This is a genomic window from Pseudomonas sp. KH_050 (genome assembly GCF_057838875.1).
Window position 1 is genome coordinate 4,466,204 of record NZ_CM174478.1, and the last position, 22,169, is coordinate 4,488,372.

Consider the following 22,169-nt stretch of genomic DNA (forward strand, 5'->3'; position numbering starts at 1 on the left):
AGCTCCCTCGCCACAATGGGGCACCAACACAATCAGACTGCCTGCAATGGCATGGTCAGCTCGACTCGCAGGCCATCGGGTCGGCTGTCGAAATGCAGGGCACAGCCACAACGCTGAACAATTGCCTGAACAATCGCCAGGCCCAGGCCACAGCCGGTGCTCTTGCCGTTGCGCCAGAAGCGTTGAGTCAGGTGCTGCAGGTCATCCTCGGCAATGCCGGGGCCATGGTCGCGAACCTGGAAACGTACCCGATTGCCAATGGTTTCCAGGCGCAGCTCGATCGCAGCATCGTCCGGGGTGTGGCGCAAGGCGTTGTCCAGCAGGTTGCGCAAGGCGGCGATCGACAGTACCGAGGGCATTTCAACCGGTGCTGCAGAAACATCGTCGGGCACCAGCAGTTTGATCCGCTGGCGATCACCGCTGGCCGCATCCTGAATGGCCAGCCGCGCCACCTGCTCGGCGTTGCATTGCACGCCGTCTTCGAACGACAGGCTGCCTTCGACCCGAGCCAGGAGCAAGAGCTGCTCCAGGGTTCGGTGTAAACGGTCAGCCCCCTCTTCGGCCCGGGCCAGGGATTGATCCCGCGCCGCGCCCTCGGTCATCCGCGCCACCTGCAGGTGAGTCTTGATTGCCGTCAATGGACTGCGCAGCTCGTGGGCTGCATCGCCGGTCAGGCGGCGCTCGCGCTCAATGGCCTTGGCGATCCGCTGAAACAACTGATTCTGGGTATCGAGCAGAGGTTGCAACTCGCTGGGCAGCTGGATCTGCAAGGGTTCAAGCGAATCAGCGTTGCGCCGCATCAAGGCATCGCGCATGCGATTTAGCGGCACCAGACCCTGGCCGATACCCAGCCAGAGCAGGCACAGGCAACCCAGCAAGGCCACCCCCACCGGCACCGATGCCGCCAGCAGCACCGAGAGGTTCAACGCTTCACGTTCGACCTGACGGTCCGCGGTGGTAATGCGCAAATCGCCACGGGCCAGGGTAAAGCTGCGCCAGCGTGCACCGTCGATCACCTGGTCATGGAAACCCATTTTCTCGGCTTCCAGTTTCTGATCCGGGTGGCTGTGGCTGCGAGCCAGGATTTCGCCGCGCAAGGAGCTGACCTGACAGGCCATGCCGCCAGGGATATTCAGTTGTTCGGCGCTCAGATGCGTGCCATCGCCGTTGCTCGGCAAGGCCGGCAGTTGCTCCAGCAAACCGGCGACCATGCGTGCCGAGGCCACCAGCCGCTGGTCGAGGGAAAACATCATCTGATTGCGCAGGTCACTGAGCATCCAGGCCGCAGCCAGGGCCCAGATCAGCGCGAAGGCCACGCCGAGGGTCAGGCTCAGACGCAAACGCAGACTCATCACGGTTATTGCTCCCCACCATCCGCCGGGCCGAGGCGATAGCCCAGCCCACGCACGGTTTCGACGATCCCGTTGCCGAGTTTGCGTCGCAGGTGATGGATATGCACGTTGAGGGCGTTGCTTTCCAGTTCATCGTTGAAGCCGTAGACGCTGTCTTTCAACTGCTCGCTGGACAGCACCCGGCCCCGATTGTGCAGCAATGCCTGCAACAGCGACTGTTCGCGCCGCGACAGGTCCACCGGCTGACCGCCGAGCAGGGTCTCGCGACTGCTGGGGTTGTAGGTCAGGCGCCCGTGTTCGATCAGATTGACGCTGCGCCCGGCGACCCGGCGCAACAGGGTGTGCAGGCGAGCGGCCAATTCGCGCAAGTCGAAGGGTTTGAGCAAGTAATCATCGGCACCGGCCTGCAAGCCATCGACCCGATCCGTCACCGAGTCCCGCGCGGTGAGAATCAGCACCGGCAGCTCCAGCCCTTGATGACGCAGCTGTTGCAGCAGTTTCAGGCCGTCTTCATCCGGCAGGCCAAGGTCGAGTACCATCACGTCGAACTCGGCCACGCGCAGCATCGCCCGTGCAGCCGCTGCCGTGGCGACATGCTCCACGGTCAGCCCCTGGGCGGTGAGACCGGCGACAATGCCGCTGGCGATCAGCTCATCATCTTCACAGACAAGTACGTGCATGGTGAGACCTGTGGAAAAACGTTGATTAAGACGGTACAGGATTAAGCGGGCATTATGCCCTGCCCCCGGCAAACATTAGGAAAAGTCCTACATCTTGACGATAAACGGGTTAATCACCGGTTAATCGCCGGCCTTCATTGTGTTCATCAACTGCCCCGATCCAAGGCTCTATTTCATGCGTCGACTATTTATTTTGTTTTTATTGCTGCTTTCGGGCCTGGCCCAGGCCCAATCGGGTTCGAATCCCTTCGAGACCAAAGCGGAATTTCTTCCGGTCGGAAAAGCCTTTGTCTTTAGCTCGGAACGCCTGGAGTCGGGGGAAACCCAACTTTTCTGGCAAATCGCCGATGGTTATTATCTGTACCAGCAACGCATGAAGTTCGACGGATTGGCCGAGGCGAATAAACCGTCATTACCAAAAGGTGAAGCCCATAGCGATGAGTTCTTTGGTGAGCAACAGGTTTATCGCCAAGGCCTTGAGCTACGGATTCCTGCCGGTGCCAGCGGCCAGGTCAAAGTGGGCTGGCAGGGCTGCGCGGATGCCGGCCTGTGTTATCCACCGCAAACGCTGATGGTCGATCTTGGTGGTAGCGCTGCCGCGACAATCGCGGATGAAGCTGCGGATCAGACGTTGGCCAGCGGCCTGCAACAACGTGCCCTGGGCTGGAGCCTGCTGGTGTTTTTCGGCCTGGGACTGCTGCTGGCGTTCACCCCTTGCTCATTGCCGATGTTGCCGATTCTGGCCGGGCTGATTGTCGGCAGTGGCGCCAGCCCAAGACGTGGTTTTTTCCTGGCAGGCAGTTATGTGGTGAGCATGGCGCTGGTGTACGCCACGATGGGTGTGCTCGCCGCACTGCTCGGGGCCAATCTGCCGGCGCTGTTGCAGCAACCCTGGCTGCTGGGCAGTTTCGCCGCGGTGTTCGTGCTGCTGTCGTTACCGATGTTCGGCTTCTTCGAACTGCAATTGCCAGTCGCCGTGCGTGATCGCCTGGAGGGCGTCGGGCGCACGCGTCGCGGCGGCAGCCTGATCGGTGCCGGAGTGCTCGGGGCCTTGTCCGGGCTGCTGGTGGGCCCGTGCATGACCGCGCCGCTGGCCGGCGCCTTGCTCTACATCGCCCAAAGCGGCAATGCCGTGCATGGCGGGCTGATCCTGTTCGCCATGGGCATCGGCATTGGCGTGCCATTGTTGCTGCTTGTTACCGTCGGCAATCGCTTCCTGCCCAAACCCGGCACCTGGATGAACCTGCTCAAGGGCATCTTTGGCTTCCTGTTCCTCGGTACCGCGATCCTGATGCTTCGCCCGGTACTCGATGAGTCGTTGTGGATCGGTTTGTGGGGCGCGTTGTTGCTGGTAATGGCCTATGCCGGCTGGCAGCAAACCGCCGGTTTCAGTCGCTCCACCCATGTGTTTGGCGCCAGTTCACTGCTGTTCGGGCTGTGGGGCAGCATGTTGCTGATCGGTGCCGCTGGCGGCAGCGATGATCTGTGGAAGCCGTTGCAGGTCTATACCGCGACGCGTGCTGGCGGCGTCACCGGCCCCTCCGCACACGAGGCCTTTACCACCGTCAAAGACCCTGCGGCATTGCAACGGGAATTGGACAGCGCCCAGGCCCAGGGCAAATGGGTGCTGCTCGACTACTACGCAGACTGGTGCGTGTCGTGCAAAATCATGGAAAAACAGGTGTTCGGCAAGGCTCAGGTCCTGGAAGCCCTGAATAACGTACATTTGCTGCGCCTGGACGTCACCGCCGACAACGCCGCCAGCCGTGAATTACTCAGCCGCTATAAAGTGCCCGGACCACCGAGCCTGCTGTGGATCGGCCCGGATGGCGAAGAACGCCGCAGCCAACGCATCACTGGCGAGGTCGATGCCGCGGGCTTCCTGCAACGCTGGACTAATACCCGGGACGCCCGTTGATGCTGACCTTTACCATTGGCACCTTTGCCATCGCGCTCAACCACCTGCTGCTGATCAGTGCACTGGCACTGGCCACGCTGGTCGGTTGGCGGGTGGCCAAGCGTGGTGGCGAGAACCCCGAATCGATACTGTTCAGCCTGTTCCTGCTGGGGATGCTGGCCGCTCGTGCGGGATTCGTCCTCGCCTACTGGAGCCACTACCGCGATGACCTGTGGCAGATCATTGATCTGCGCGACGGTGGTTTCCTGGCCTGGCCAGGTATCATTGTCCTGTTGCTCGCCGCAGTGATCTGGTGCTGGCGTCGGCCAGCACTGCGGCGCCCGTTGGGTGCGGGTGTCGGCAGCGGTCTGCTGTTCTGGCTGTTGGCGAGTTTTTCCCTGACTATCTACGAACAAGGCACTCGTCTGCCCGAGGTCGCCCTGCGCAATGCCCAGGGTGAAACCGTGCAATTGAGCGACTACCAGGGCGGGCCATTGGTGATCAACCTGTGGGCCACCTGGTGCCCACCCTGCAGGCGGGAAATGCCGGTGCTGGAAAACGCCCAGCAGCAACGCCCGGACCTGACCTTCCTGTTCGTCAACCAGGCCGAAAGCATGCAAAGCGTCAGCACCTTTCTCGAGACCCAGGGCTTGAGCCTGTCGAACGTGTTGTTCGATGGCAGTGGTCGATTGGGTCAGGCCGTCGGTTCCATGGCGTTGCCGACTACGCTGTTCTATAGCAACGACGGTCGCTTGTTGGGCAGCCACCTGGGCGAGCTGTCGGAAGCCAGCCTGGCCCGCGCCCTGGAAAATTTCGACACCCCGAACCCGGCCGCACCGGCCACTTCTTCAAGGAAACCGCCATGCCCCGCCTCCGCCACCTGCTGACCCTGACGCTGGGCGCTGCCCTGCTGCACCTGCCGTCGGTGCAGGCTGAAGAATTGCCCGAAGCGATCAAGAAGATCGAAGCCAAGGGCGCCAAAATCGTCGGCAGCTTCGACGCACCCGACGGTCTGCGCGGCTATGCGGCGCAATACCAGAACCGCGGCATGGCGCTGTACCTGACTCCGGACGGCAAGCACGTGCTGCTCGGCAATCTGTACGATGCCGAGGGCAATGACCTGACCCAGGCTCCCTTGCAAAAGCTGGTCTACGCGCCGATGGCCAAGGAGATCTGGGCCAAGATGGACGCCAGCAACTGGATCGCCGACGGCAGCAAGGATGCACCGCGCATCGTCTACCTGTTCAGCGACCCGAACTGCCAGTACTGCAACATGTTCTGGCAACAGGCCCGGCCGTGGGTGAACGCCGGCAAGGTCCAACTGCGGCACATCATGGTTGGCATCATCCGCGAAGACAGCCCGGGCAAATCCGCCGCCCTGCTGGCCAGCAAGGACCCGCAAAAAGCCCTGGCCGACCACGAAAAATCCGGCCAAAGCGGCGCGCTGAAACCACTGACGACTATCCCCGAAGCGATCCAGACCAAACTCGCCGCCAACATGCAGCTGATGGAAGACCTGGAACTGGCCGCCACGCCGGCGATTTTCTATATGGACGACAAGGGCGAGTTGCAACAACAGCAAGGGGCACCGTCGCCGGACAAGCTGGTGAAGATTCTCGGGCCGAAGTGATTCGAGGCAAAGATCAAAAGATCGCAGCCTGCGGCAGCTCCTACAGAGGATTGTGTGCACCCACCCCATTGCAGGTGGACCCGGTCGGCGTAGGAGCTGCCGCCAGGCTGCGATCTTTTCGGCATTTTACAACCCCTCCAGCTCCGCCATCCAGTCATTCAACCGATCGACCTCCACGGTTTATCGTCTGAAACATACAAGTGCGCCCCTCACCAGACCCGCAACCAAGTCTATATTTATCTCTTCACCAACCGACAGCTACAAGCCCGACATTTATAATCTCGAAACACCTGTAACACCTTAAGCCCATCGAACAGAGTTATATTTTCCGCCTATTCAACCAGCAAACAATCAAACCCATTACCTTTAGTTGACAAAAAACAGCCAAGGACAGCCAATGAATTTCGAGCCCGCCCAACCTGAAATACGCTATATCCCACTCACTAAGTCCCCGCAGTTCGCCGCCCCATTGACCCACCCAAACTGGCAGACCGGAAATCCTCTACCCGATATTTCCTCTCCCGAAAATGACATAACCTGCCCTGTGATTGTTTGGGGCGAGTACACGTTCTGGTTTTTGAATGACCGCACAAAGCCAGGCTCAATCACAATCATCTCTCACGACAGCGAGAACAACTGGGTCGGCGAAGCAAATAGCGAAACCTTCAACGACAGCAACATAATCAGCATCAGCATTGACCACTCAAACAAGACTCTCATATTCACTGACGAAAACCATCTGCCGATTACGGCTTCCTGGGACCTGTTCGCCAACATCTACCCCTTTAACCCGCAGTATTTCTGGATCGTGGACCCCGCCTCGCAATACGCCTGGACCGCTCAGGGAATCGATAATAAAATAATACTTTCACCCCTCGAATCCAGCGACGCCCAGCTTTGGTATATCGACTCAACGCGCAACATCATATTTTCAAAACAAAAAGATTTCTCCTTGTGCGCAGTTCCATCTTTGCGGGAAACGGGCTCGCTACTATTGAGCCCTATCGACTGGGCCAATGAAGGCCAGCAGTGGAAGGTTCAGCAGGATGACATTATTCGTTCACTGACAAATGATATCGTCAGCGCCAACGCCAATACCTTGGTGCTCACCCCAACTGAAACTGGATCAAACTCACAGTGGCATCTGATTCCATATATGGAGTTGCCAGACATCTCTAGCAATCAATTTGAAAATCACACAGGGCAACACTTCTTTTTACACAATGCGGCAAATGATAAAAAAATACTAACCCCCCGCGGTACCGACTTATCGCTTCAAGCCAAAGACAATCTTTCGCTCGACTCGGCAACATGGGTCTATGAAACAGGTGCTGTGGTCAATACAAAGACCGGCTATGCATTGACAGAGCGCAACGGAACAGTAGCCTGCGAACCACGAGGTGTTAATTCAAATCCATATCAATCATGGCTACTTACCGCTGAAGGCTTTTTACACAATGTCGCCACTGGCAACCTTCTTTCCGCCCATGAAAACTCACTTATTCCAATCCCCTACGACCCGCTGCGCCCAAAAAACCAACGCTGGCACCTTCAACACTCAAGGGTGCGCAGAGATATCAGCAGCGAGCCAAGCGAAGTGCAGACTCTCAAGGCCAACGCCGACATAAAAAAGCTGACCGTCACCATCAAACTCTCCGACGCCCCCTTCTCAGGTACGAGCGATAATATTTCGGTCGGGCTCGCCAACAACTTCAACCTCCAAGAGTTGCTCAATGCACCATGGGCCGGAGCAGAAGCCACCATAGAAATTGACTTGGACTATATGTTTGGCAAACCGGTTATTCAGTTGGATGATTTGACTCACATATGGATATACCAAAAGCCGTCTGTTCATCCCTTGGCCAGTGATGCGTGGAAACTGGAATCCCTGACGCTGATGGTCAATGATCAGTTCATCAACCGTTCCCTTTATCGGGTAAACAACTGGATCGACAATCGATATAGCGAGATAACTCCGGCGTGGTCAGGGGCCATTGCCTGGTCACAATGGCGTGACGCTAATGAGAGACCCATCGACTACAACTGTGAGACTTATCCGGTCACCTGGCTGCCGTATATCTCCGACTTGAAATCCTGGCGGACCTACGACCCTTCGACGATTGAAGGAGTCGGTCTTTTGGTTGGCGTGCGCAGCGGCCGCCTGGTGGGAGAACTGTTAAAAACCGGCCAGACAGAGTTATTGGAAGCCAACGGTGAAAAGAATAGTTACACGTGGGTATTTACTCCCGGCGGTTCGATTATCTACAAATACTGGAACCACAACGACAAAAGCGAATACATCAGGCACAGTCAGTTGGGCAGTGGCGAACCGGTGATTTGCGCTGGCGAGTTCCGGCTTGCAAGGGTCGGTGGTGAGTACCAGCTTGAAGACGTTATCGCAATGGTCAACGACGCCTCGGGACATTACAAACCCGACGGAGGGTCTTGCCTTCGTTATGTGGCAGAAAAGTTCCAGGCTTTGGGAATTCGCACTGATAACGTTCAGTGGTACTGGAAAGGCAGCTCCTCATAAAGCTACTGAAACACTCATCGGAACGTCAATACCCGATGGGCTTGAATGATTCATAACCTTTACAGCTCCGCCATCGCTCATTCAATCGATCGACCTTTGCATCGATCAGATCGATTGTAAGGTCAAAAGATCGCCGCCTGCCACAGCGCCTACGCCGACCACGTGCATCCGGGACTCATGGATGTACATCGCCCTTGTAGAAGCTGTCGCCAGGCTGCGATTATTTCGGCGTATTACAACCCCTCCAGCTCCGCCATCAGGTCATTCAACCTATCGACCTTGTCCTCGGTCATATCGGTCGCAGCGAGCCCGTTGATGTAGCCCGCCAGTTCTTCTACCGTGCTGCACTCGAACATCGCCCGCAGCGGCACATTGCGTTGCAGGGCTTTTTGCAGCCGTGAGGCGATTTGCGTGGCGAGCAGCGAGTGGCCGCCGAGTTCGAAGAAGTTGTCGTGGATGCCGACGCGTTCGACCTTGAGCACCTCGGCCCAGATATCCGCCAGGGTTTGTTCCAGCTCATTGCGCGGTGGCTGGTAGTCCTGGCACTGCAACTGGCCGATCTCCAGCGCCGGAAGGGCCTTGCGATCGAGTTTGCCGTTGGCGTTGAGCGGCATGCGCTCCAGCCACACCCAATGCAGCGGCACCATGTATTCCGGCAGCTCGGCACGCAGCCGTTGCTTGATTCGCTCCAGGTGTTCGCTTGGATTGAGCACCGGCTCGGCGGCCACCAGGTAACCGACCAGGTGCTTGCCGTTGACGCCTTCCTGCACGCCGACCGCCGCTTCGCGGATTTCCGGTTGCTCATACAGGCGCGCTTCGATTTCCCCCGGTTCGATGCGGTAACCGCGAATCTTCACTTGATGATCGATGCGTCCGACGTACTCCAGCCCCCCATCACTGCGACGCCGTGCCAGATCCCCGGTGCGGTACAATCGCTCGCCAGCCGCGCCGAACGGGTTAGGTACAAACACCTGAGCGGTGCGCATCGGGTCGCTGACATAGCCGCGCCCTACCCCGGTACCGGCCACACACAGCTCGCCCACGGCGCCCAGCGGCACCAGTTCCAGAGCCCCGTCGAACAGGTACAAGCGGTTGTTGTCGGTCGGCGTTCCGATCGGCAGGTAACTGCCGCGAGTCGAAGCCAGGTCGACGCGGAAGAACGCCACATCGTCCGAGCACTCGGCCGGGCCGTAGGCGTTGACCAGGCCGATGTCCGGGTAACGCAGCAACCACTGCTGCGCGAGTTCCGGCGGCATCGCTTCACCGGTCGGCAGCATCCAGCGCAGACCGTCGAGGCTCATGCGTTCCTGGGCGAGCATGCCCTGAATCAACGACGGTACGCTCTCCAGCACCGTAATGCCCTGAGCCTGAACATGCCCGAGCAAGCCTTGCGGATCGTGGGCGATGCTGTTCGGCACTATGTCGACCCGCGCACCGAACAAGGGTGCAGCAAGGAATTGCCAGACCGAGATGTCGAAGCTCTGCGAAGCGGTCTGGGCAATCACATCCGCCTCGGTCAATTGCAGGTAAGGCACCTTGCTCAGCTGGTTATTGAGCATGCCGCGCTGCTCGACCATCACGCCCTTCGGCAGGCCAGTGGAGCCCGAGGGGTAGATCACATAGGCCAGGTTGTCGCCGTGCAGATGCAGGCCCGGTGCATGACTTGGCCAGTTGTCGAGTTTGAGGGTGTCCATGGCGATGACGCTGACGCCGTCGGCAACCGGCAGGCTGTCCAGCAGCTGGCTCTGGGTCAGCAGCAGTTTGACGCCGCTGTCGCTGAGCATGTAGGCCAGACGTTCGGCCGGGTAATCCGGGTCGAGCGGCACGTAGGCACCGCCGGCCTTGATGATCGCCAGCAAGCCGATCAGCAGTTGTGCCGAACGCTCGGCAGCGATCGCCACGCAGACGTCGGGGCCGACGCCTTTGTCGCGCAGGTAGTGGGCCAGGCGGTTGGCCTGGGCGTGCAGTTCGGCAAATTCGAGACTACCGCCGTCCCAGACCAGCGCCGTGCGTTCCGGCGTCTGCCTCGCCTGTTCATTGAGCAGCTCGGGCAGCCACTGCATTGCCTGCGCGCAAGGTGCGGCGCCCCACTGTTGTTGCTGCGTCTGCTCAAAGGGGCTGAGCAATTGCAGATCGCCGATGGCCCGTTCAGGGCGTTCGCAGACTTCGCGCAACAGGCTCACGAAGTGCTCGCTCAGGCGCTCGATGGTCGCCGCCTCGAACAGTTCGGCGGCGTAGTCGAAGGACAGGCTCAGGCGACCATTGCGATCTTCTTCACTGTGCAGTTGCAGATCGAACTTGGCTTCGCGACTGTGCCATGGCAGTTCTTCGGCGAGCAGTCCCGGCAGACGGCGCAAGGCACCGAGGTCGCGCTGCTGGTGGTTGAACATGACCTGGAACAGGCCTTGTTCCCGCGCCTGCGGGAAGGCCTCGACCAGCTGTTCGAACGGCAGGTCCTGATTGGCCTGTGCAGCCAGTGCCGCTTGACGGGTCCGGGCCAGCAGTTCAATGAATGTCAGGCGAGAATCCACCTCGCCGCGCATCACCTGGGTGTTGATGAAAAAGCCGATCAGCCCCTGGGTTTCAGTTCACCCTCGCGGACAAAACCCAGGTCACCGGTACGCAGCCAGGTGCGACCGGTGTGTTCGACGAAGGTCTTGGCCGTGGCCTCGGGGTTGCGCCAGTACCCATGGGCGAGCTCGGACCGGCGGCCCAGACTTCACCCACCTGGTTGTCATCCAGCGCAGCAAGACTCTGCGGGTCAGCGATCAACACCGCGTGCTCGGGCTGGCTGGTGCCGCAACTCATGATCGGACTGCCCTCGCCCGGCTCGGCGCGGTGTTGCGCCAGCGCCTGTTCGTCCAGGCGCAGCGCCGGAATGCCGTGGCCGCGAGTGCCACCGGCAACGAATAAAGTGGCTTCGGCCAGACCATAGGAAGCCAGGAAGTTGTTCGGGGTGAAACCGCAGGGCGCGAATTTCTCGGCGAAGCGCTCCAGGGTGTCCAGGCGAATCGGTTCGGAACCGGAATACGCCACGCGCCAACCGCTCAGGTCCAGACGTTCCAGCGCCGCTTCGCTGACCCGCTCACTGCACAGGCGATAAGCGAAATCCGGCCCCCCACTGATGGTGCCGCCGTATTCGCTGATCGCCTCCAGCCAGCGCAATGGTCGTGCGAGGAAGTACGCCGGCGACATCAGCACGTAGGGCACTCCACTGAAAATCGGCTGCAGCAAGCCGCCAATCAGTCCCATGTCGTGGTAGAGCGGCAGCCAGCTGACGATCACGTCATCGGGGTTGAGGTCGATGCCGAAACCGTGGCGGATCAGCAACTCGTTCGCCACCAGATTGCCGTGGCTGACCTGCACGCCCTTGGGCAGCGCAGTGGAGCCAGAGGTGTATTGCAAGAACGCGATGTCGTCCGCATGCAGCTGCGGCTCCATCCAGCGTTCAGCCAGGGCAATGTCCAGGGCCTCGACACACAGCAGTGGCGGCGCGTTCTGCGCCTGCAACTCGCTCATCTGCAGCAGCGAATCACGCTGCTCGCCATTGGTCAGCAGCAGACGCGGCTCGGCATCGGCGATGATCGAAATCAACCGCTCCTGATGATGGCGACGGGTCGACTCCGGCGGATAGGCCGGGACCGCGATTACCCCGGCATACAGGCAAGCAAAAAATGCCGCGACGTAATCCGGGCCACTGGGGAACAGCAGTACGGCACGATCCCCTGGTTCGGTGCGAGCCTGCAAGGCCGCGGCAATGGTACGCGCCCGAAGGTCCAGGTCGCGATAACTGAGGACCACGCCCTGCTCCGGGGTTTCGCCCAGAAAACGCAACGCCGGCCGATCCGGCGTCAGGATCGCTCGACGTTGAAGGGCCTGGACCAGAGTGCTGGGGGAGTTCGAGCGCGTCCATCATGAGGTTTCCTGCCTGAATTCGGCTTGCAATTGGAATCGGGTTTTCAATCGTCACACGCGTAAAAATCCGTGGAGACCGATGGCCTCGATCGATCGCGAGGCCTCTGGAGAGCGGGGTTACCGGGCCTGTTGCCGGTAACCATTCACCAATGAGAACGGATGGCAGCCTGGAATAATTAGTCCGCAGCTTTCGACGGCGCTGCTGGTTGCAGCCTGGCAACGTGCAGCAGTTCTCACTCTGCTCAACAGGTCAGCATTAATTCTCTTTCTCAATTGACAATCATTATCATTCAACCTAATTTGTCGTTCGATGTGCAGGATGGCTTCGCCCCCCCCACCGCCGTCCCGCTAACTACTTCGCAGCAAGGTGATTTCCATGATGGAACCAATGTCCACAAGCAGGTGCGATTCACCGCTACTCCAGGCATTCGTCGATAACCGCCTGATCCTGGTGAAAATCGCGGCACGTATAACCGGCTGCCGATCCCGCGCCGAGGACGTTGTGCAGGACGCTTTTTTCCGCCTGCAATCGGCACCGCAGATCACATCGTCCTTCAAGGCTCAACTCAGCTATCTGTTCCAGATAGTGCGCAACCTGGCGATCGACCACTATCGCAAGCAGGCGCTGGAGCAGAAGTATTCGGGCACTGAAGAGGAAGGCTTGAATGTGGTCATTCATGGCGCGTCGCCCGAAACCTCGCACATCAATTTTTCCACCCTGGAAAACATTGCCGACGCCCTGACCGAACTCCCTAGCCGCACCCGCTACGCCTTTGAGATGTACCGCCTGCACGGCGTCCCGCAAAAAGACATCGCCAAGGAACTGGGCGTCTCGCCGACCCTGGTGAACTTCATGATTCGCGATGCCCTGGTGCATTGCCGCAAGGTCTCGGGCAACCGTGGCGATACCTTTGCCCGGCGTTGAGACAGGTAGCAGGGAAACATCGAAAATTTCTGGTTGGTAATCCATTTTGTGGCGAGGGAGCAAGCTCCCCTCGCCACAGTGGACTGGTGTCGCTTTCTCTACCTCACGCCAACGCACACCGATCAAAAAAGCGCTCTCGCCCCAGGATCATGCCGCGCGCTTGTGCGGGAAATCGAACTCTTTCTCGCAGTGGAAACACTGATTCTGCATATGGCTGATCATCCGTGCATTGTCGACACGCGGCTCGGACACCACCCGTTGGGTGCGCGGATCGTCGAGAAACAGATAATGCACCAGTGCCGATAACCAGCTGGCGACCTTGTGCGGGCCGCGATGGTTTTCTTCTCCGACCAGCATATGGATACCCCGGTCATAGTCGCCGGCGTCATAGAACGGCGCGATGCGATCCTCCTTTGCCCAATAGGCTTCGAAGTAGGCGAATGGCTCATCGTCGAAACAACCGATCAGCGTCAAGGTGTGCGGATCGGCCTCAAGTTTGCTCAGGTAGTCGTGGTGCTGCTCGAGGCTGCCGCCTTCCTGCCAGAAGTTCAGTACCCGCGGGCAGTTCTGCCAGCGGTTGAAACGGGCCAGATCGTTGTCGATTTCCACGGTCCGCAGAGAGACCCAGGCGCCGATGCGCGCATCGAAACGTCGATAGACTTCGCCGCGAGGTTTCAGCGCGCGACGTGGATGACGCTTGCCGTCGCTGATGATCATCTGATGCGGGTAACTACCGCTGGCGGACTCGCCCAGCCAGGGTTGCGGCAGTTGCCAGAACAGGGCGCGCTCGCACAGGTACTGGCCAGGCTTAGGCGTGGTCATCAGCAGACCAGTGAGCAGTGCCTCATCCGGTCGCTCATCCAGGTGCCAGGTCAGCTGCCGACATTCGGGGTCACGGGCAAACAGCCAATAACAGGCGGCCCATAAGGCCTGTCCGAGGGGACGGCCATGGCGTTCCTGGACTCGTAGATGCAGATCAGGATCACGCTCCAGACTCAGCTGGATCAGCGGCCGTCCTTCGAGCATCAGGTTCAGCCGGCTTTCGCTTTGATCGGCACTGAGGCTGCGGCTCAGGGGCAGGAGCAAGGAAGTCAGGTCATTCAGATTGGACATGGGTCGGGCTCACGGTAATCGTTGACTGTTCAACGATGTGACGTGAGCAGGGGAAGGAAATTTAGGGGGCAATGCAATTAGCGGCTCGCTGGCGTCTTTTCAGTTTTTCGCCACCGGCATGACCGCGATCTTGTACGGGTCGAAAATCTTCAGCATCTCGCCGTTTTCCCGCAGACGCTTGAGCAGATTACCGAACGCTTCACCGCTGATCGGTGCGGTCGGGCGTAATAGCGCGTAGTGGTGATACACCTGATCGACACGCTCGGAGACCAGCAACTGATCCGCCACCTTGCGATTGCGCAGCAGGTAGTCGCTCAAATATGAACGCGTCACCAGCGCGATGTCTGCCCTGTCCCGCAGCACCATAAGCAGATTACTGTCGTGGGAATAGGTCAGCGTGGCGTTGTAGTTATCGGCAAGGTATTTGGGGTCGGCATTGAAGTTGGCAAAGGCGTAGTGATAACCGCTGAACAGCGCCAGACGCTTGCCTTTGAGGTCGGCAAAATAGTTTTGCTGGTGATCGGGGCTGCGTTGCGCGACAAAAATCTCGGCATCTTCCAGGCCCATGTCGACGCTCGAATGGGCAATTTCCTTCCAGCCCCAGTCAGGGTTCTCGAAGATCGCCATATCGATCCGGCCTTGCTTGAAGTCGCCGAAACGCCGGGGAATCGAGGTCGGCACCAGCACAAACTGATAATCGCTTTGTGACTGGTTCAAGGCCTCGACCAACTGCGGCAGGAGTCCCGTATCGGCACCGGCTTCCGGGCGTACGGTATAGGGTGGGAAATGGGCTGCGCCGACCCGTACCAGCTGCGCTGCCGAAGTCGGCAGAATCCATATGGCACCGAGTGCAACCCACAATAGCCGCGAAGCCGTCCGCATTGGCAAAGACATCAAGGAGACCCACCCCAGGAAATACTATCAATCCAGTCAAGCTAGGCGCTTTCGCCCACTTAAACAACTTTGTGCCGGGTAATTAATCAGTTGCGTTACATCCGCTGGGAATCTGCCAGCACCAGGATCAGCGCTTCATCGGCCAGTTGATCGAGACTCATGCTGCCGTCGGCGCGAAACCAGGTGGTGGTCCAGGACAAGGCACCGGTCAAAAAGCGTCGAGTGATAAACACATCGCCCCTGATATAGCCGGCGTCCCTGGCCTCTCCCAACACCTGCAGCCAGATCTGTTCGTAGATATCGCGCAACGCCAGCACCCTGGCCTGACCCTCTTCGGACAACGAGCGCCACTCATACACCAGCACCGCCATGGCTTCGCCGCTGCCGCCCATGATCGATTGCAGCTCACAACGGATCAGCGCCAGCACGCGCTCGCGCACGCTGCTCGCCTCAGCCAGGGATGCACGCATCAGTGCGGTGTTGTAGAGGATGGTTTCCTCCATCACCGCGCGCAGGATTTCATCCTTGCTTTTAAAGTGATGAAAGATGCTGCCGGACTGAATGCCCACGGCACCAGCCAGGTCACGCACCGTGGTGCGTTCATAGCCTTTGTTGCGAAACAGGTGAGCGGCCATTTGCAGCAATTTTCCACGGGCACTTTCCGGGTCGGTCAGTTGCCCCTTGTCGACCAGGTCGCGCATTACCAGCAGGGCTTTTTGCTCGTCCAAGCGTTCTCTCCTGAATGCGCTTCAATCAAGGGTGCGGCCACCCGCTCAACCGGGAGGTTGCGCGGGCATTTTAGCTGGCGAGGATCACCAAGCAAGCGCTTGGATAGAAGATATTTCCAACGTTTACAAACCAAGCGCTTGCTTGGTAGTCTCAAGCCAATTCTTTCGCAGAAGGTCTCAGTCATGAACAAGACCGTGCGTATCGGTTGCGCCAGCGCATTCTGGGGCGACACCTCGACTGCCGCAGGGCAATTGGTGGAGGGTGGCCGCCTGGACTATCTGGTGTTCGACTACCTGGCTGAAATCACCATGTCGCTGCTGGCCGGGGCGCGGATGAAAGATCCCCTTGCCGGTTATGCCACTGATTTCGTCGAAGTCCTCAGCCCGCTACTCGCAGAAATTTCCCGCCAGAACATCCGCGTCATCAGCAATGCCGGCGGGGTCAATCCCCAGGCGTGTGCCGCGGCCCTGCAGGCGGCCTGCGATCGAGCGGGAGTCCCGCTGAAGATCGCCGTGCTGCTCGGCGATGACCTGCAACCGCAATTCCAGCAACTGAGCGGCCGCGGCATTCATGAAATGTTCAGCGGCGATCCATTGCCGGCGCTGTGCGTCTCGACCAATGCCTATCTCGGCGCACCGGGTATTGTCGAGGCGTTGCGTCTGGGGGCGGATATCGTCATCACCGGGCGAGTGGTCGACAGCGCGGTGGTCAGCGCTGCGCTGGTGCATGAGTTCGGCTGGTCCTGGCATGACTACGACAAACTGGCCCAGGCTGCGCTGGCCGGGCATCTCATCGAATGCGGCGCCCACTGCACCGGCGGCAACTTTACTGACTGGCGCGAGGTCCCGGACTACGAGCACATCGGCTTCCCGATTGTCGAAGTCAGCGCCGACAGTCAATTCATCCTGAGCAAACCCGAAGGCTCCGGCGGGTTGATCACAGCGCTGACCGTGGGCGAACAATTGCTCTACGAAATCGGCGACCCGCGAGCCTATCTGCTGCCCGACGTGGTCTGCGATTTCACTCAGGTCAAACTCCAGCAACAAGGCAAGAACACTGTCCAGGTTCACGGCGCAAAAGGCCTGCCACCCACCGACCACTACAAAGTCAGCGCCACGTACCCGGATGGTTTCCGCTGCACCGCCAGTTGCCTGATAGCCGGGATCGATGCCGTCGCCAAGGCGCAGCGGGTCAGCCAGGCGATCATCGACAAGACGGCGGAAATGTTCAACCTGCGCGGTTGGGCACCGTACAGCGAAGTGAATATCGAACTGCTCGGCAGCGAGGCCACCTACGGTCCCCATGGCCGACGCCAGGACAGCCGAGAAGTGGTGATCAAACTGGCGGTGCGCCATCCGGATAAACAAGCGCTGGTGCTGTTTTCCCGGGAAATCGCCCAGGCCGCGACCGGCATGGCGCCGGGGCTGACCGGGATAGTCGGTGGCCGGCCGACGGTGTACCCGCTGATCCGACTGTTCTCGTTCCTGATCGAAAAGTCCGCCTGCCCTCTCGACATCGACCTGGCCGGACAACGGCATGCCTGCGCCCTGCCCGAACTCGATCAGCTGGATAGCGCCGCCCTGCCCGTCCCGTTCGAGCCGCCCAGGGCCGAGGGCCGCGCCGACGCCAGTGTGGCGCTGGTCAAGCTGGCGGTCGCACGCTCCGGCGACAAGGGCAATCACAGCAATATCGGGGTCATGGCCCGCGAGCCGCACTACTTGCCGTGGATTGCCGAAGCCTTGACCCCGGCGGTGATCGTCGACTGGATGAGTCATGTCCTCGACCCGGTCCACGGGCGGGTCGAGCGCTGGTATCTGCCGGGCACCCACAGCCTGAATTTTCTCCTGGAAAACGCCCTCGGTGGCGGCGGTGTCGCCAGCCTGCGGATCGACCCGCAAGGCAAGGCTTTCGCTCAGCAACTGCTGGAAATCCAGATTCCGGTGCCCCAGAGCATCGCCGACCTCGTGAACTAGAGGACTGTCGCCGTGGCCTATAACTCCATCTTCAAAGCCGAGCTGTTCGCCGGCCAGACCATCATTGTCACTGGCGGCGGCAGCGGCATCGGCCGGTGCACCGCCCACGAACTGGCGGCCCTCGGCGCCCATGTCATAGTGATCGGACGCAAGGCCGACAAACTGAAAACCGTCACCGCGGAAATTCTCGAAGACGGCGGTCAAGCCAGTTACCAGACCTGCGATATCCGCGACGAAGACGCGGTCACCGTGCTGATCAGCCAACTCATTGAGAAACACGGACCGATCCATGGCCTGGTCAACAATGCCGGCGGCCAATACCCGTCGCCCCTGGCGTCGATCAACCAGAAGGGCTTTGAAACCGTGCTGCGAACCAACCTGGTCGGCGGCTTCCTGATGGCCCGGGAAGTCTTCAACCAGTCCATGAGCAAACACGGCGGCGCGATCGTCAACATGCTCGCCGACATGTGGGGCGGCATGCCCGGCATGGGCCATTCCGGCGCGGCGCGTTCGGGCATGGACAACTTCACCAAGACCGCCGCCTTCGAATGGGGTTACGCCGGGGTCCGGGTCAATGCCGTGGCACCGGGCTGGATCGCCTCCAGCGGCATGGACACCTATGAAGGTGCCTTCAAGGCAGTGATTCCGACCTTGCGCGAACATGTGCCGCTCAAGCGCATCGGCACCGAGTCGGAGGTCAGCGCGGCGATTGTTTTCCTGCTCAGCCCGGCGGCGGCCTTCATCAGCGGCAGTACCTTGCGCATCGACGGCGCGGCCAGCCTCGGCGGTCGCGCATGGCCGATAAACAAGGCGCAGAACAGTGAATCCTTCAATGGTTTTCACCGTGCCTATCTGCCGGATGTGCTCAAGGATAAGGAATAACCCATGCCGGTGATTCAGACTCAGCTAGACCCGCACAGCGCACAGTTCGCGCAGAACCGCGAGGCGATGCTGGCCGCGGTCGCGCAGGTCCGCCAGCTGGAGCAGAATCTGTTGGCGAAGGCCGCCGAGGCCAAGGCGAAATTCGACAAACGCGGGCAGCTGTTGCCCCGCGAACGATTGAACCTGCTGCTTGATCCCGGCGCGCCGTTTCTCGAACTGGCCAGCCTGGCCGGCTACAAGCTGCACGACGACAAGGACGGCAGTCAGGCCGGTGGCGGCTTGATTGCCGGGATTGGTTACGTGTCCGGGGTGCGCGTGTTGGTGGTCGCCAACAACAGCGCAATCAAGGGCGGAACCATCTCTCCCAGCGGCCTGAAAAAATCCCTGCGCCTGCAGCAGATCGCCATGGAAAACAAATTGCCGGTGGTGACGCTGGCGGAAAGCGGCGGCGCCAACCTCAATTACGCCGCGGAAATTTTCGTCGAGGGTGCCCGCAGCTTTGCCAACCAGGCGCGGATGTCGGCCCAGGGCCTGCCACAGATCACCGTGGTGCACGGTTCGGCGACGGCTGGCGGCGCCTACCAACCCGGGCTCTCGGACTATGTCGTGGTGGTGCGCGGCAAGGCCAGGCTATTTCTCGCCGGTCCGCCGCTGCTCAAGGCCGCTACCGGTGAGGTGGCCACCGACGAAGACCTGGGCGGCGCCGAAATGCACGCGCAAACCGCTGGCACCGCCGAATACCTGGCCGAGAACGATGCCGACGGCCTGCGTATCGTGCGTGAGATTGTCAGCCTGCTGCCATGGAACGCGCAGTTGCCCGCGCAGCCAGCCAGGACGTATATCGAGCCGCTCTACCCGATCGACGAGCTACTGGGCCTGATCCCCGACGACCCGAAAAAACCCTATGACGTTCGAGAAATCATCGCCCGGCTGGCGGATGGTTCGAGTTTTCTGGAATTCAAGGGCGAGTACGATCAGCAGACCCTCTGCGGCCACTTGCAGATCCAGGGCCGGCCCTGCGGTTTTATCGGCAACAATGGTCCGATCACCCCCAAGGGCGCGAGCAAGGCCGCGCAGTTCATTCAGCTCTGCGACCAGAGCCAGACGCCGCTGCTGTTCTTTCACAACACCACGGGGTTCATGGTCGGGACCGAGTCGGAACAACAGGGCGTGATCAAGCACGGCGCGAAGATGATCCAGGCGGTGGCCAACGCCCGCGTGCCAAAACTGACCATAGTTGTCGGTGGCTCCTACGGCGCCGGCAACTATGCCATGTGCGGCCGCGGTCTCGATCCACGCTTCATCTTTGCCTGGCCCAACAGCCGCACCGCAGTGATGGGCGGCGCCCAGGCCGGCAAGGTGCTGCGCATCGTCACCGAAGCCAGGCAAGCCAAGGACGGTTTGACCGCCGACCCGAAGATGCTCGACATGCTCGAACAGGTCACCGCGCAAAAGCTCGACAGCCAGTCTACCGCGCTGTACGGCAGTGCCAACCTGTGGGACGACGGCCTGATCGATCCACGGGATACGCGGATACTGCTGGGCTATTTGCTGGATATTTGCCACGAGGCCGAGGCTCGTCAGCTACAACCCAATAGTTTTGGTATCGCACGCTTCTGATCACCCGGCCTAAAGGAGAACAATAAAAATGATCTTCACCCAGGAACACGAAGAACTGCGTCGCACGGTGCGTAACTTTGTCGATCGCGAGATCAACCCTCACGTCGAGGAGTGGGAAAAGGCCGGGCGTTTTCCGATCCATGAAATTTTCCGCAAGGCCGGCGAACTCGGCTTGTTGGGGATTTCCAAGCCGGAGAAATTCGGCGGCATGGGCCTCGATTACAGCTATTCGATAGTCGCCGCCGAAGAGTTCGGCACCATTCATTGCGGCGGCATTCCGATGTCCATCGGTGTGCAGACTGACATGTGCACCCCGGCGCTGGCGCGCTTCGGCTCCGATGAGTTGCGCGAAGAGTTCCTGCGCCCGGCCATCCGCGGCGAACGGGTCGGCTGCATTGGCGTCTCCGAAGTCGGTGCCGGCTCCGACGTCGCCGGGCTGAAAACCACTGCCCGCAAAGACGGCGACGACTATGTGATCAACGGCAGCAAGATGTGGATCACCAACTCGCCAAGCGCCGACTTCATCTGCCTGCTGGCCAACACCTCGGACGACAAACCCCACGTCAACAAATCGCTGATCATGGTGCCGATGAACAGCCCCGGCATCAGTCTCGGCTCGCACCTGGACAAGCTTGGCATGCGCAGTTCGGAAACCGCCCAGGTGTTTTTCGACAACGTGCGGGTGCCGCAGCGCTACCGCATCGGCCACGAAGGCGCGGGGTTCATGATGCAGATGCTGCAGTTCCAGGAGGAACGGTTGTTCGGCGCGGCGAACATGATCAAAGGCCTGGAGTATTGCGTCGACAGCACCATCGAGTACTGCAAGGAACGCAAGACCTTCGCCAGCGCGCTGATCGACAACCAGGTGATCCATTTCCGTCTGGCCGAACTGCAAACCGAAATCGAATGCCTGCGCGCGCTGGTCTATCAGGCCACCGAGCAGTACATCAAGGGCCAGGATGTCACGCGTCTCGCCTCCATGGCCAAGCTCAAGGCCGGGCGCCTGGGCCGCGAAGTCAGCGACAGCTGCCTGCAATACTGGGGCGGCATGGGCTTCATGTGGGATAACCCGGTAGCCCGGGCCTATCGCGATGTGCGACTGGTCTCGATTGGCGGCGGTGCCGACGAAATCATGCTGGGCATCATCTGCAAACTGATGGGCATCCTGCCCGGGAAAAAACCATGAGCCCGCTACCCGCCTGCGAAACGCTGTTGCTGGAACCCCATAGCGGCGTGTTGCATATCACCTTGAATCGACCTGAAAGCCGCAACGCCATGAGTTTGCAGATGGTCGCCGAGTTGCGCGCGGTGTTGGCCGCGGTGCGTGACGACCGGCAGATCCGCGCCTTGGTCATCGGCGGTGCCGGTGGGCACTTCTCGGCCGGCGGTGATCTGAAAGACATGGCCAACGCTCGAACCCAGGGACCGAAGGCCTATCGCCAATTGAACCGCGCCTTTGGCGCTCTGCTGGAAGAGACCGAGCAAGCCCCGCAGGTGGTGATCACCGTGCTGCAAGGCGCGGTCCTGGGTGGTGGTTTTGGCCTGGCCTGCGTCAGTGATATTGCGCTGGCCGATCATCAAGCGCAGTTTGGCATGCCGGAAACCAGCCTCGGTTTGCTGCCGGCGCAGATCGCTCCGTTCGTGGTCAAGCGCATCGGGTTGACCCAGGCGCGCCGACTGGCGCTGACCGCGGCGCGGTTTGACGGCAACGAGGCCGAGCGTCTGGGGCTGGTGCATTTTGTCGAGCAGGACCCGCAAGCCCTGGCCGAACGCCTCGATGAAGTGCTCGCCCATGTTCTGTGCTGCGCCCCGGCTGCGAATGCCGCGACCAAAGCGCTGTTGCTGGCCAGTGTCGAACAGCCTCAAGGGGCATTGCTCGATCAGGCCGCCGACTGGTTCAGCGCTGCGGTGACCGGTCCGGAAGGTGTCGAAGGGACCACGGCGTTCGTGCAAAAAAGACCACCGAGTTGGGCGCCCTAAAAGATCGCAGCCTGCGGCAACTCCTACACGGAGCTGCCGCAGGCTG

The 22,169-nt window shown here is 60.2% G+C and carries 14 protein-coding genes and 4 pseudogenes; 10 read left to right on the top strand and 8 right to left on the bottom strand.

Going from position 1 to position 22,169, the window contains the following annotated elements:
* Window positions 1-32 precede the first annotated feature (32 nt).
* Window positions 33-1,355, bottom strand: coding sequence for an ATP-binding protein (locus AC3IUA_RS20275; RefSeq protein ID WP_489356685.1), 1,323 nt, complete (start codon window positions 1,353-1,355; stop codon window positions 33-35).
* Window positions 1,356-1,357: 2 nt separating this feature from the next.
* Window positions 1,358-2,032: a response regulator gene (locus tag AC3IUA_RS20280; RefSeq protein WP_489356687.1), complete on the bottom strand. Its 675-nt coding sequence runs from the start codon at window positions 2,030-2,032 to the stop codon at window positions 1,358-1,360.
* A gap of 175 nt (window positions 2,033-2,207) precedes the next feature.
* On the opposite strand from AC3IUA_RS20280, the gene dsbD reads away from it, so the two are divergent.
* The 4 genes from dsbD (at window position 2,208) to AC3IUA_RS20300 (ending at window position 8,092) form a co-directional block, all read left to right on the top strand.
* Window positions 2,208-3,950 (top strand): protein-disulfide reductase DsbD, encoded by a 1,743-nt coding sequence (gene dsbD / locus AC3IUA_RS20285; RefSeq protein WP_489356688.1) that lies wholly within the window; start codon window positions 2,208-2,210, stop codon window positions 3,948-3,950.
* Window positions 3,950-4,816 carry a TlpA family protein disulfide reductase gene (locus AC3IUA_RS20290; RefSeq protein WP_489356690.1) on the top strand — a complete coding sequence of 289 codons (867 nt, stop codon included), beginning with the start codon at window positions 3,950-3,952 and terminating at the stop codon, window positions 4,814-4,816. The genes dsbD and AC3IUA_RS20290 overlap by 1 nt, the downstream gene beginning before the upstream one ends.
* Entirely contained in the window at window positions 4,792-5,559 is a 768-nt protein-coding gene (dsbG, locus tag AC3IUA_RS20295) for a thiol:disulfide interchange protein DsbG (RefSeq protein ID WP_489356692.1), read from the top strand. Before AC3IUA_RS20290 ends, dsbG begins: the two co-directional genes overlap by 25 nt.
* A 397-nt stretch (window positions 5,560-5,956) precedes the next feature.
* Window positions 5,957-8,092: a hypothetical protein gene (locus AC3IUA_RS20300; protein ID WP_489356694.1), complete on the top strand. Its 2,136-nt coding sequence runs from the start codon at window positions 5,957-5,959 to the stop codon at window positions 8,090-8,092.
* Window positions 8,093-8,325: 233 nt separating this feature from the next.
* On the opposite strand, the pseudogene AC3IUA_RS20305 reads toward AC3IUA_RS20300, so the two are convergent.
* From AC3IUA_RS20305 to AC3IUA_RS20315, 3 pseudogenes are all read right to left on the bottom strand, one after another.
* Window positions 8,326-10,140: pseudogene (locus AC3IUA_RS20305) on the bottom strand (amino acid adenylation domain-containing protein); the annotation flags it as partial.
* A 111-nt stretch (window positions 10,141-10,251) separates the two neighbouring features.
* Window positions 10,252-10,635, bottom strand: a pseudogene (locus tag AC3IUA_RS20310) (condensation domain-containing protein); the annotation flags it as partial.
* A gap of 41 nt (window positions 10,636-10,676) precedes the next feature.
* Window positions 10,677-12,008 (bottom strand): annotated as a pseudogene (locus AC3IUA_RS20315) (AMP-binding protein); the annotation flags it as partial.
* A gap of 375 nt (window positions 12,009-12,383) precedes the next feature.
* On the opposite strand from AC3IUA_RS20315, the gene AC3IUA_RS20320 reads away from it, so the two are divergent.
* Window positions 12,384-12,932: an RNA polymerase factor sigma-70 gene (locus tag AC3IUA_RS20320; protein WP_489356696.1), complete on the top strand. Its 549-nt coding sequence runs from the start codon at window positions 12,384-12,386 to the stop codon at window positions 12,930-12,932.
* A gap of 103 nt (window positions 12,933-13,035) precedes the next feature.
* Here AC3IUA_RS20320 and AC3IUA_RS20325 read toward each other — a convergent pair.
* From AC3IUA_RS20325 to AC3IUA_RS20335, 3 genes and pseudogenes are all read right to left on the bottom strand, one after another.
* A pseudogene (locus tag AC3IUA_RS20325) lies at window positions 13,036-14,045 on the bottom strand (GNAT family N-acetyltransferase).
* Window positions 14,046-14,144: 99 nt separating this feature from the next.
* Window positions 14,145-14,939, bottom strand: coding sequence for a substrate-binding periplasmic protein (locus AC3IUA_RS20330; RefSeq protein WP_489356698.1), 795 nt, complete (start codon window positions 14,937-14,939; stop codon window positions 14,145-14,147).
* A 95-nt stretch (window positions 14,940-15,034) separates the two neighbouring features.
* Window positions 15,035-15,667, bottom strand: a complete 633-nt coding sequence (locus AC3IUA_RS20335; RefSeq protein WP_489356699.1) for a TetR/AcrR family transcriptional regulator — start codon at window positions 15,665-15,667, stop codon at window positions 15,035-15,037.
* A 183-nt stretch (window positions 15,668-15,850) separates the two neighbouring features.
* On the opposite strand from AC3IUA_RS20335, the gene AC3IUA_RS20340 reads away from it, so the two are divergent.
* From AC3IUA_RS20340 to AC3IUA_RS20360, 5 genes are read left to right on the top strand one after another with little or no spacing between them, the layout of a single operon-like run.
* Window positions 15,851-17,641, top strand: a complete 1,791-nt coding sequence (locus AC3IUA_RS20340) for an acyclic terpene utilization AtuA family protein (RefSeq protein WP_489356701.1) — start codon at window positions 15,851-15,853, stop codon at window positions 17,639-17,641.
* Between the two features lie 12 nt (window positions 17,642-17,653).
* Window positions 17,654-18,523 (top strand): SDR family oxidoreductase, encoded by an 870-nt coding sequence (locus AC3IUA_RS20345; RefSeq protein ID WP_489356703.1) that lies wholly within the window; start codon window positions 17,654-17,656, stop codon window positions 18,521-18,523.
* Window positions 18,524-18,526: 3 nt separating this feature from the next.
* Window positions 18,527-20,143 (top strand): geranyl-CoA carboxylase subunit beta, encoded by a 1,617-nt coding sequence (gene atuC, locus AC3IUA_RS20350; protein ID WP_489356704.1) that lies wholly within the window; start codon window positions 18,527-18,529, stop codon window positions 20,141-20,143.
* A gap of 28 nt (window positions 20,144-20,171) precedes the next feature.
* Window positions 20,172-21,329 carry a citronellyl-CoA dehydrogenase gene (atuD, locus tag AC3IUA_RS20355; protein WP_489356705.1) on the top strand — a complete coding sequence of 386 codons (1,158 nt, stop codon included), beginning with the start codon at window positions 20,172-20,174 and terminating at the stop codon, window positions 21,327-21,329.
* A complete protein-coding gene (locus AC3IUA_RS20360) occupies window positions 21,326-22,123 on the top strand; it encodes an enoyl-CoA hydratase/isomerase family protein (protein ID WP_489356706.1) in 798 nt (265 codons plus the stop codon). The genes atuD and AC3IUA_RS20360 overlap by 4 nt, the downstream gene beginning before the upstream one ends.
* Window positions 22,124-22,169 lie beyond the last annotated feature (46 nt).

Coding starts and splice junctions, on each gene's coding strand:
- AC3IUA_RS20280 (WP_489356687.1), bottom strand. CDS start 2,032: ATGCACGTACTTGTCTGTGAAGATGATGAGCTGATCGCCAGCGGCATT.
- dsbD (WP_489356688.1), top strand. CDS start 2,208: ATGCGTCGACTATTTATTTTGTTTTTATTGCTGCTTTCGGGCCTGGCC.
- AC3IUA_RS20290 (WP_489356690.1), top strand. CDS start 3,950: ATGCTGACCTTTACCATTGGCACCTTTGCCATCGCGCTCAACCACCTG.
- dsbG (WP_489356692.1), top strand. CDS start 4,792: ATGCCCCGCCTCCGCCACCTGCTGACCCTGACGCTGGGCGCTGCCCTG.
- AC3IUA_RS20300 (WP_489356694.1), top strand. CDS start 5,957: ATGAATTTCGAGCCCGCCCAACCTGAAATACGCTATATCCCACTCACT.
- AC3IUA_RS20320 (WP_489356696.1), top strand. CDS start 12,384: ATGATGGAACCAATGTCCACAAGCAGGTGCGATTCACCGCTACTCCAG.
- AC3IUA_RS20330 (WP_489356698.1), bottom strand. CDS start 14,939: ATGTCTTTGCCAATGCGGACGGCTTCGCGGCTATTGTGGGTTGCACTC.
- AC3IUA_RS20340 (WP_489356701.1), top strand. CDS start 15,851: ATGAACAAGACCGTGCGTATCGGTTGCGCCAGCGCATTCTGGGGCGAC.
- atuC (WP_489356704.1), top strand. CDS start 18,527: ATGCCGGTGATTCAGACTCAGCTAGACCCGCACAGCGCACAGTTCGCG.
- atuD (WP_489356705.1), top strand. CDS start 20,172: ATGATCTTCACCCAGGAACACGAAGAACTGCGTCGCACGGTGCGTAAC.
- AC3IUA_RS20360 (WP_489356706.1), top strand. CDS start 21,326: ATGAGCCCGCTACCCGCCTGCGAAACGCTGTTGCTGGAACCCCATAGC.